Origin of the sequence: Streptomyces beijiangensis, from assembly GCF_017315755.1 — a bacterium.
In the GTDB taxonomy this organism is placed as follows: domain Bacteria; phylum Actinomycetota; class Actinomycetes; order Streptomycetales; family Streptomycetaceae; genus Streptomyces; species Streptomyces beijiangensis.
In genome coordinates, this window is the sequence record NZ_JAFLRJ010000002.1 from 19,870 (window position 1) to 30,162 (window position 10,293).

At 68.2% G+C, this 10,293-nt stretch carries 4 protein-coding genes and 1 tRNA gene; 1 reads left to right on the forward strand and 4 read right to left on the reverse strand.

The features are described 5' to 3' along the window. Positions 1-5 precede the first annotated feature (5 nt). Positions 6-683: a response regulator gene (locus tag J0695_RS00275; protein ID WP_206958825.1), complete on the reverse strand. Its 678-nt coding sequence runs from the start codon at positions 681-683 to the stop codon at positions 6-8. Between the two features lie 218 nt (positions 684-901). After that, on the reverse strand, positions 902-6,385 hold the full coding sequence (locus tag J0695_RS00280; protein ID WP_206958827.1) for a HAMP domain-containing protein: 5,484 nt from the start codon (positions 6,383-6,385) through the stop codon (positions 902-904). 275 nt (positions 6,386-6,660) lie between these two features. On the opposite strand from J0695_RS00280, the gene J0695_RS00285 reads away from it, so the two are divergent. Then, complete coding sequence (locus J0695_RS00285) at positions 6,661-9,321, forward strand: SpoIIE family protein phosphatase (RefSeq protein WP_206958829.1); 2,661 nt, start codon at positions 6,661-6,663, stop codon at positions 9,319-9,321. A gap of 53 nt (positions 9,322-9,374) precedes the next feature. Here J0695_RS00285 and J0695_RS00290 read toward each other — a convergent pair. Then, positions 9,375-9,450, reverse strand: a tRNA-Thr gene (locus J0695_RS00290). 85 nt (positions 9,451-9,535) lie between these two features. Next, a complete protein-coding gene (locus J0695_RS00295; RefSeq protein WP_242552011.1) occupies positions 9,536-10,216 on the reverse strand; it encodes a DegT/DnrJ/EryC1/StrS family aminotransferase in 681 nt (226 codons plus the stop codon). Positions 10,217-10,293: the final 77 nt, after the last annotated feature.

Consider the following 10,293-nt stretch of genomic DNA (forward strand, 5'->3'; position numbering starts at 1 on the left):
AGCTGTCAGTGCTGCGAAGGGAGCGTGGGGGCGGAGCCGCCCGTGCCGGGCTCCAGCGCGTCCAGCGCCCTCCGCAGACCCGTCAGTTTGCGCTCCAGATGGGCGGCGGTGGCGACGGCACCCGCGTCCGCGGATTCATCGTCGAGCTGCTTGGAGAGCGCTTCGGCCTGCTCCTCAACTGCCGCCAGCCGGGCGGAGAGTTCGGCCAGGAGTCCCGCGGGTTCCTTGACGACGCCTGCCCGGTTGCTGCCTTCCAGCTGGAGGCGGAGCAGAGCCGCCTGCTCGCGCAGCTGGCAGTTCTTCATATAGAGCTCGACGAAGACCGAGACCTTGGCGCGCAGCACCCACGGGTCGAAGGGCTTGGAGATGTAGTCCACCGCCCCCGCGGCGTAACCGCGGAAGGTGTGGTGCGGACCGTGGTTGATCGCGGTGAGGAAGATGATCGGGATGTCCCGGGTCCGCTCCCGCCGCTTGATGTGCGCGGCGGTTTCGAAACCGTCCATTCCCGGCATCTGGACGTCCAGCAGGATGACTGCGAAGTCGTCCGTCAACAGCGCCTTGAGCGCTTCCTCCCCTGACGATGCCCGCACCAGTGTCTGATCGAGCGCGGAGAGGATGGCCTCCAGCGCCAGCAGATTCTCCGGCCGGTCATCGACCAGGAGGATCTTGGCCTTCTGCACCATGGCCCGTCCTCCTCGCCCCGGATTCACACCGGGCGCCGCCCCAGGGGACGGCACCATTGCACCGCCCGTCCTTGTGCCGGTCATGGTAGCCGCACCCCGCCTGTCGCCACACCCTGTCACCGCGATGTCACTGTGCACGTAGCAGAAACGCAGTGGGAGACCAGAAGGTTCCCCGAATACCGTGGTCTCACACTCCGTCGGCCACAGTCAGTCAGCAATCATTCCCCATTCATCCACTGCTCCATCACCGAGAGCAGGTGATCGGGGTCGACCGGCTTGGTCACATAGTCGGACGCACCCGACTCGATGGCCTTCTCCCGGTCGCCCTTCATCGCCTTCGCGGTCAGCGCGATGATCGGCAGACCTGCGAACTGCGGCATCCTGCGGATCGCCGACGTCGTCGCATAGCCGTCCATCTCGGGCATCATGATGTCCATCAGAACAACCGTCACATCGTCGTGCTGCTCCAGGACTTCGATGCCCTCGCGCCCGTTCTCCGCGTAGAGGACCGAGAGCCCGTGCTGCTCCAGCACGCTCGTCAGCGCGAAGACATTGCGGATGTCGTCGTCGACGATCAGCACCTTCTCGCTGTGGAACTGGAAGGTGCGCCGAGGCTGCTCGGGCTCTTGCTGCCCGTCCAGCGGCCACTGATCGCGCTCCAGGGCCGACGTACCGCCCACCTGGTCGGGCTGGCCGGGCAGCGCGGGCCGCCGGTCGGCCGAGCCGAGTGACTTGCGGCGGCGCCTGAACAGCCCCGCAGGGCCGCCCTGGACATCCGTCGGGGACATCCCGGTGTACCCGACGACCGCCTCAGGACCTTCCTCGTTCCCGGTGTTGCCCGGGGCGCGCTCCAGACCGCCGGGGGCCAGCTGCGGGTAGCCCTGGGGCGGCAGTTCGCTGGGGTGCAGCGGCAGGTAGAGCGTGAACGTGGAGCCGCGGCCCGGCTCGCTCGCCGCATGGATCTCGCCGCCGAGGAGGCGCGCGATCTCGCGGCTGATGGAGAGACCGAGGCCGGTGCCGCCGTACTTGCGGCTGGTCGTGCCGTCGGCCTGCTTGAACGCCTCGAAGATCACGCGCATCTTGCTGGAGGCGATGCCGATCCCGGTGTCGGTGACCGAGAAGGCGATCAGATCGGCGTCAGCGTCGCGCAGCGAACCCGCTTCGAGCAGTTGCTCGCGGATCGCATGCGGCACATTGGCGTTGGCCGGCCTGATGACCAGCTCGACGGCGCCCGTGTCGGTGAACTTCACCGCGTTGGAGAGCAGGTTGCGCAGCACCTGCAGCAGCCGCTGTTCATCGGTGTGCAGGGTCGCGGGCAGCTCCGGGGAGACCCGTACGGAGAAGTCGAGACCCTTCTCCGCGGTGAGCGGCCGGAACGTCGCCTCGACGTAGTCCACCAGCTGTACGAGCGCGATGCGCGTCGGGCTGACGTCCATCTTGCCCGCCTCGACCTTGGAGAGGTCGAGGATGTCGTTGATCAGCTGGAGCAGATCGGACCCTGCTCCATGGATCGTCTCGGCGAACTCCACCTGCTTCGGGGAGAGGTTCCCCTCGGCGTTGTCGGCGAGCAACTTGGCGAGAATCAGCAGGGAGTTGAGCGGGGTGCGCAGCTCGTGCGACATGTTCGCCAGGAACTCGGACTTGTAGCGCATCGAGACGGCGAGCTGCTCGGCACGCTCCTCGAGCACCTGCCGCGCCTCTTCGATCTCGGTGTTCTTCACCTCGATGTCGCGGTTCTGCCGCGCCAGCAGCTCGGCCTTCTCCTCCAGTTCGGCGTTGGACGCCTGCAGCGCCTTCTGCCGGTTCTCCAACTCGGCGGACCGCTCGCGCAGTTGCTCGGTCAGCTGCTGTGACTGCTTGAGGAGCACCTCGGTCTTGGTGTTGACGCTGATCGTGTTGACGCTCGTCGCGATCATCTCGGCGATCTGGTTCAGGAAGTCCTTCTGGATATGGGTGAAGGGCTGGAAGGAAGCCAGCTCGATCACCCCGAGGACCTGTCCCTCGAAGAGCACCGGCAGCACGATCACATGTGCCGGAGGCGCCTCACCGAGACCCGAGGAGATCTTCAGATAACCCGGCGGCACGTTCTCCACCAGGATCGTGCGCTTCTCCTCGGCCGCCGTCCCGATCAGCGTCTCCCCGGGACGGAAGGTGGTCGGCATGGAGCCTGCCGAGTATCCGTAACTCCCGCGCATCCGCAGCTCGTACGCGCTCGCGGCATCCGCGGCCGCCTCGGCCGTGGCCGCTGTGGCCATCGCCAGGAAGAACGCGCCGTGCTGCGCGGAGACGACCGGCGTGAGCTCGCTCATGATCAGCGAGGCGACGTCCTCCAGGTCGCGGCGGCCCTGCATCAGTCCGGAGATACGGGCCAGGTTGCCCTTCAGCCAGTCCTGCTCCTTGTTGGCGACGGTGGTGTCGCGCAGGTTGGCGATCATCGTGTTGATGTTGTCCTGGAGGGCCTGGATCTCGCCCGCCGCGTCCACGTCGATCTTCAGATTGAGGTCGCCACGGGTCACCGCGGTGGCGACCGCGGCGATGGCACGCACCTGACGGGTCAGGTTCCCGGCCATCTCGTTCACCGACTCGGTGAGGTCGCGCCAGGTGCCGTCCACATCACGGACCCGCGCCTGACCGCCCAACTGCCCTTCCGTACCCACCTCGCGGGCGACCCGGGTCACCTGCTCGGCGAACGACGACAGCTGATCGACCATCGTGTTGATCGTCGTCTTCAGCTCCAGGATCTCGCCCTGGGCATCGATGTCGATCTTCTTGGTCAGGTCGCCCTTGGCGATGGCCGTGGTGACCGTGGCGATCTGGCGCACCTGTCCGGTCAGGTTCGACGCCATCGAGTTCACCGACTCGGTGAGGTCCTTCCACGTACCGGCGACTCCGGGGACGCGCGCCTGTCCACCCAGCGAACCGAAGGTGCCCACCTCGCGGGCCACCCTGGTCACCTCGTCGGCGAACGAGGACAGCGTCGTCACCATCGTGTTGACGGTGTCGGCGAGCTGCGCGACCTCGCCGCGCGCCTCGACGGTCACCTTCTTGGTGAGATCGCCGTTGGCGACGGCTGTCGCGACCTGCGAGATGTTACGCACCTGGCTGGTCAGGTTGTTGGCCATCAGGTTGACGTTGTCGGAGAGGTCCTCCCAGATGCCGGTCACCCCGCGCACCCTCGCCTGGCCGCCCAGGATGCCCTCGGTACCCACCTCGCGGGCGACCCTCAGCACCTGCTCGGCGAACGACGACAGCTGATCGACCATCGTGTTGACGGTGGTGACGAGTTCGAGGATCTCGCCCTTGGCATCGACCGTGATCTTCTTCGACAGATCGCCCTTGGCGACCGCCGTGGTGACCTCGGCGATATTACGCACCTGCGAAGTCAGGTTGTTGGCCATGAAGTTGACGGACTGGGTGAGGTCCTTCCACGTACCGGACACACCCTGCACCTCGGCCTGACCGCCCAGGATGCCTTCCGTACCCACCTCACGGGCCACCCGCGTCACCTGCTCGGCGAACGACGACAGCTGATCGACCATCGTGTTCAGGGTGTTCTTCAGCTCGAGGATCTCGCCCCGCGCGTCCACGTCGATCTTCTGCGACAGGTCACCGCGCGCCACCGCCGTCGCGACCTGCGCGATGTTGCGCACCTGAGCGGTGAGGTTCCCGGCCATGCCGTTCACCGAATCGGTCAGATCGCGCCACACACCGGCCACACCCGGCACCTGCGCCTGGCCGCCGAGGCGCCCGTCCGTACCCACCTCACGGGCGACCCGCGTCACCTGCTCGGCGAAGGCGGACAGCTGGTCGACCATCGTGTTGATGGTGTTCTTCAGCTCGAGGATCTCGCCGCGTGCGTCGACGTCGATCTTCTGCGACAGGTCTCCCTGCGCCACCGCCGTCGTCACCTGTGCGATCTGCCGCACCTGTGACGTCAGGTTCCCCGCCATGAAGTTGACGGAGTCGGTCAGTTCCTTCCACGTACCGGAGACGCCGTCCACCCGCGCCTGCCCGCCGAGCCGTCCCTCCGTGCCCACGTCACGCGCCATCCGCGTCACCTGGTCCGCGAAGGAGGACAGCTGCGCCACCATCGTGTTGACGGTGTTCTTCAGCTCCAGCATCTCGCCGGCCACATCGACGGTGACCTTCTGCGAGAGGTCTCCGTTGGCGACCGCCGTCGTCACCTGCGCGATGTCCCGCACCTGTCCGGTGAGGTTACGGAAGGCCGTGTTCACCGAGTCGGTGAGGTCCTTCCACGTCCCGGCCGCACCAGGCACCTCGGCCTGCCCGCCGAGCCGGCCTTCCACGCCGACCTCCCGGGCCACCCTGGTCACCTCGGAACCGAACGACTGCAGCTGCTCCACCATCGTGTTGACGGTGTTCTTCAGCTCCAGCATCTCGCCGGCCACATCGACGGTGACCTTCTGCGTCATGTCACCGTTGGCGACCGCCGTCGTCACCTGCGCGATGTCCCGCACCTGGGTCGTCAGGTTGCGGAAGACGGTGTTGACGGAGTCCGTCAGGTCCTTCCACGTCCCCGCGGCGCCCGGCACCTGCGCCTGGCCGCCGAGCAGACCCTCGGCTCCGACCTCGCTCGCCACCCGGGTGACCTCGTCCGCGAAGGTGCGCAGCGTCTCGGTCATCTGGTTGATGGTCTCGGCGAGTTGGGCGACCTCGCCGCGCGCGCTCACCGTGACCTTCTGCGAGAGGTCACCGTTGGCGACCGCCGTGGTGACCTCCGCGATACCGCGCACCTGGGACGTCAGGTTGCCGGCCATAAGATTCACCGAATCGGTGAGGTCTTTCCACACTCCGGCCACACCCGGGACCGCGGCCTGACCGCCGAGCTCGCCTTCCGTACCCACCTCGCGGGCGACGCGCGTCACCTCGGAGGAGAAGGACGACAGCTGGTCCACCATCGTGTTGACGGTGTTCTTCAGCTGGAGCATCTCGCCGGCCACATGGACCGTGACCTTGCGCGACAGATCGCCCTTGGCGACCGCCGTCGTCACGAGAGCAATGTCACGCACCTGGGCGGTGAGCCGGTACGCCATGGTGTTGACGGAATCCGTCAGATCTTTCCATGAACCGGACATTCCGCGTACCTGGGCCTGACCGCCCAGCTTGCCCTCGGTACCGACCTCCAGGGCGACCCGCGTCACCTCGTCGGTGAACGCCGACAGCTGGTCCACCAGGTTGTTGACCGTACGGGCGACCTTGAGGAATTCCCCGCGCAGGGGCCGCTCCGCCCCGTCCTCGTTCTGCGACCGCAGGTCCATCCGCTGCTCCAGGTCACCTTCGGCGACCGCAGAGAGCACCCTGCCGACCTCGGAGACCGGCCGCGCCAGATCGTCCACCAGGTCGTTCGACGCGTCGATGGCGGCGGCCCAGGAGCCCTCACAGGCCCCGGTCTCCAGCCGCTCGGTCAGCTTCCCCTCACGCCCGACCATCCGCCGTACACGGGCCAACTCACCCGTGAGGTGGAGATTGCGGTCCGCCACCTCGTTGAAGACTGCCGCGATCTCCGCCATCGGCCCGTCGCCGGAGACGGTGAGGCGCTTGCGGAAATTCCCGTCCTTCATCGACGTCAGGGCCGTGAGGAGTCTGCCCAGGGCAGCCGTATCCACCTCGGTGGTCCCATTGCGCCGATTTTTTGGGGACTGTCCGCTTTTTGCACGCGTGTTCTTGTCACGCGTCGCCATGCCAGACTCCACCGTGTCCCTCCCAGAGGGGTTGACCGTACTCCCGGGCTGTCTATGGAAGCTTGCCCAGTGTTTCACCATGGCTGAACCCGGCCATAACAGTTCGGCAGCTTCGCATACCGTCCCCGCCCACAGTGGGCGGAAACCCAGTGACCGGCATCCGCTCGGACAGCGAAGGTAAGTAACCTGGCATCCGGCTGTCCAACCGTCCCGGTCCGCCCGGCGGGGGCGGAGGCACCAAGTACTACCACCGGGCACCGGAGGGGCGGGCCGACATGGCAGAGCCGGGCGTCGAGACGCGTACGAGGAGTTCTGTGATCACCGCGCGGGCGGCTGCCAGTTTCGATCCGGTCGGACGGTCGGTAGCGACCGCCCGTGCCTTTGTCCGCGACACCCTCCAGGGGTGGGGCTACTCCGACGTCATCGACGACGCCGTCGTCCTCACGAGCGAGCTCGTCACCAATGCGGTGGTGCACGCAGGGACCACCGCCGACGTGCTCTGTCTGCGCTCGGAGGACGGTGTCCGCGTCGAGGTCGCCGACCACTACCCCGAGCGCGAGGTCCCGCTGCAGGGCTCGGCCGAGTCCTTCGGCAGCCCCGACCGCGAAGGCGGCCGCGGACTGCTGCTCTGCGCGGCACTCGCCTCCCGCTGGGGCGTCGAGTACACCCCGACGCTCAAACAGGTCTGGTTCCAACTCGACCTGCCCGACCGCCCGGTGGGCGCCCGCTCCGCGGGACCCGTCATCCCGGTCGAGCTCCTCCCGGTCGCCGACGCCCAGGTCCGCGTGGCGACGATCCAGATCGACCGCACGGGCGCCATCTCCTCGTGGAACGACGACGCCGGGACTCTCTTCGGTTACGCGGCCGAGCAGGTCATCGGAAAGCCCCTCACCGACTTCGCCGCCTGGCCGCACACACCGGGGACCGGCACGGGCATCGCCGACGCCCTCCTGCTCTCCCGCTGGGAGGGGAGTTACGGCATCCGCGACGCCGACGGCCGCGTGGTCCCCGTCTACGCCTCGCACCTGCGCGTACGCGACCCCCAGGGAGAGCCCTCCACCGTCTGTCTCCTCGTCCGCGACGACGAGCGCGCCATCCTGCAGACGCCCCTGCGCGCGCCGCAGGACAGCACCGACAGCTACTCCGTGGGCAACCGTTCGGTCGACCCCTTCGAGATCTTCATCGGCTCCCCCGCACCCGACGATCTGGACGGACTTCTCCAGCGCACCGTCGAGCGGGCCCGCGACATGCTCGACGCGGATGCCGCGTTCCTCCTCCTCGCCACCGACGACGAGACAGAGCTGGAGGTACGGGCCACCACCGGCCTCCCCTCGGCCCGCCAGCGCTTCGCCCGCGTCCCCGTCGAGACGGGCACGGGCCGCTACGGATCGGCCCGAATGCCGGCCGTCCACGAAGACCTCTCAGCGGTTCCCGAAGCGGTGCCTCTCCTCAACGGCACCGGGATGCGCTCGGTCGTGACCGTCCCCCTCAAGGTCGAGGGCCGGCTGACCGGCTCCCTCGGCGTCGCCGCAGAAACGCCCGGCAGATACTCCAACGAGGAGGCCCTGCGCCTGCAGTTCGCCGCCGACCGCATCGCACTCGCCGTCGAATCGGCCCGCCTCGGTGAACTGGAACGCCTGCGCCGCGGCTCGCTCTCTTTCCTCGTCGAGGCCTCCGACCTCCTGGCCGGCACCCTCGACCACGACCAGACCCTGGCGCTCATGGCGCAGATGACGGTCCCCACCCTGGCCACCTGGTGCGCCGTCTACACGATCGCCGACCAGGCGTCGGACCCGTACCTCAGCTTCGTGCTCCACGAGGACGAGGAGCGCATCGACGGCCTCAAAGCGCTGCTCTCCAAGATCGCCCCTCCCGAGCCGGTACCCACCCCGGGCGCCCGCCTCTGGGCCGCCCCCGGCGAGGCCGCCCACCAGGCGGCCTTGCGCTCCTCGATGCGAAGCCTGGGTCTCGGCTCAACTCCCGCACTGGGCGGAGGAATCGGCACCACGCTCGCCACAGCGGCGGCAGTCGGCGGCGAGACCGTGGTCCTCCCGCTGGTCGCCCGCAACCGCGTCATCGGCATGCTGACGCTCGGCAAGCCTTCCGACGACCACTTCCGCCAGGAGATCCTGGAACTGGCCGAAGACCTCTCCCGCAGGGCCGCCCTGGCGCTCGACAACGCCCGTCTCTACTCCGAGCGCATGGCCATCAGCCGCTCCCTGCAGCGCAGCCTGCTCCCGCCCGGCCTGCCCGTGATCCCCAACGTCGAGGTCGAGGTCATCTACCGCGCGGCCGGCGAGGGCAACGAGGTCGGCGGCGACTTCTACGACCTCTTCCCGATCCGCGACGGCGCCTACGGCTTCGCCATCGGCGACGTCTGCGGTACGGGCCCGGAGGCAGCGGCGGTGACCGGCCTCGCCCGCCACGCCCTGCGCCTGCTGGCCCGTGAGGGCTTCGGCGGTCCCGCGGTCCTGGAGCGCCTCAACGCCGCGATCCTCGACGAGGGCTCCCGCAGCCGCTTCCTGACCCTGCTCTACGGCGAGTTGTGGCCCCAGGAGGACGGCAGCGCGGTCCTCAAGGTGGTCTGCGCGGGCCACCCGCTCCCGCTGCGCCTGCGCCAGGACGGCACGGTGGAAGCGGCAGCTGAGCCCCAGCCCCTGCTGGGCGTCATGGAGGACTTGGAGCTGTACGAGCAGACGATCACCCTCGACCCGGGCGATGTCCTCCTCTGCGTCACGGACGGCATCACCGAGCGCCGCGAGGGCACCCGCATGCTCGGCGACGACGGCCTCGCCGAGGTCCTCACCAACTGCACCGGGCTCACCGCCGGCGCGGTCGCCGGCCGCGTCCTGCGAGCAGTGGAACGCTTCGCCGCGGAGCCGGCCTCCGACGACATGGCGATCCTCGTCATGCGCGTCCCCGAGCCCCAGAAGTAGCAGCAGCGGATACGCGAAAGGCCCCCGCCAACCGGCGGGGGCCTTCTCGATTCTGGAGCCCCAATGCGGAATCGAACCGCAGACCTTCTCCTTACCATGGAGACGCTCTACCGACTGAGCTATTGGGGCGCAGCAACAAGAGAAATCATACCCGATCATCCGCGCCGTACAGAACCATCCGCCCCACCGGAATCGCCCGTCCCACCCCGGCGTCCTAGTAGGCGGGTTGCAGCAATCCGCCGAGTGCGTTGCAGGCCGAGGCGGTACGCCGCACATCACCGTGCAGCGGAAGCGCCAGCGTCTCGTCGGAGGCCAACTCGGCCTCGGGCAACCGCACATCGCGCCGGAATGCCGGCATACGGTGCAGAGGCGCCGGCACGGGCACCCAGCACTCCACGCCCCGCGCCTTCAGCGCACGGGCGACGGCGTCCCGGTCGGGCCGCCCATTGCCCGGCACCCGTACGACGAAGCTCGCAAAGGTGTGCCCTGCGCGCACGTCAGGCGCCCGCATCCCCCGAAGGCGCGCGCTCAGATACGCAGCCTGCTCACGACCCTGGCCGGCCACGGGCTCCTCGACCACCAGCAGCCCGTGCCTGTGGGCGAGTTCATGCATCGCGTCCGTGTCGGGCGGATGCCCGAACCGGTGCGCGAGCACGACTGCGGCCGTACGCGAAGTCACCGCGGCCGCCACGCTCCGCGCATCGAGGCAGTAGCTGTCCGGATCGATGTCTGCCAACACCGGCCGGGCTCCGAGAGCCAGCACAGCCTCGGCGGCCCGGTCGTCGCCGTACGCCGACACGATGACTTCATCGCCGGCACCGATCCCCGCAGCCTTCAGCATCCTCAAGGTGCTCATGACTGCAGATGCTGTCGGCACAACGTGAACGACAAGCAACAGGGCATAAAAAAACGCTGGTCCCAGAACCGAAGTTCTGGGACCAGCGATGAAAAATTGTTCGGCGGCGTCCTACT